1 protein-coding gene and 1 pseudogene are annotated in these 551 nt (G+C 33.4%); both read right to left on the reverse strand.

What is annotated here, in order from left to right; translation table 11 throughout:
* A pseudogene (locus tag BG20_RS12835) lies at positions 1-244 on the reverse strand (UDP-N-acetylglucosamine-1-phosphate transferase); the annotation flags it as partial.
* The coding region (locus BG20_RS11420) for a helix-hairpin-helix domain-containing protein (protein ID WP_010195595.1) at positions 245-551 on the reverse strand (307 nt) is incomplete at its 5' end. It abuts the pseudogene before it with no gap.

Raw genomic sequence — 551 nt, forward strand, 5'->3', positions numbered from 1 at the left:
CAATTATTATTGCTAAAATTTCATTGATTTGAAAAAATCCATACAGAGCCAGTTCAGATGCGATAATTCCAGCAATAATGGAAGGACCACCAGGTCGTACAACCATGATACGATCTTTTTTATTCACATCTGGAACTGCAAGATTTCTTTTTTGAAGAAATTTAATCAGATATGGAGTGGTAAGATATACTGTAAAAAATGCTACAATGCATGAAATTACTGCAGGGATTATCAATTCGATCAACTATCTAACCTTCCGTAATTCTGACTTTATGTTATCTGCAATGGTTGAACCAATTTTATCTATATCTGCTAATTTATTCACAGGAATATTTGCCAAATCATCAAGATTTTGGATTCCATGTTTATAGAGCATCCTTGCCCTTATTCGTCCAATTCCCTTTACTTTAACCAAATCTAGCAATTCTTCTCTAATTCCATATGTAATTCTCCTTCGTAAATTATCTAGTTCATCAAGTAGATCTACCCGTTCAACATGCTTTGAAATTTCTCTAAGGCAGTAAGATAACCAGTCAGCAGTTTCAACCATT

Source organism: Candidatus Nitrosarchaeum limnium BG20 (assembly GCF_000241145.1).
Lineage (GTDB): Archaea > Thermoproteota > Nitrososphaeria > Nitrososphaerales > Nitrosopumilaceae > Nitrosarchaeum > Nitrosarchaeum limnae.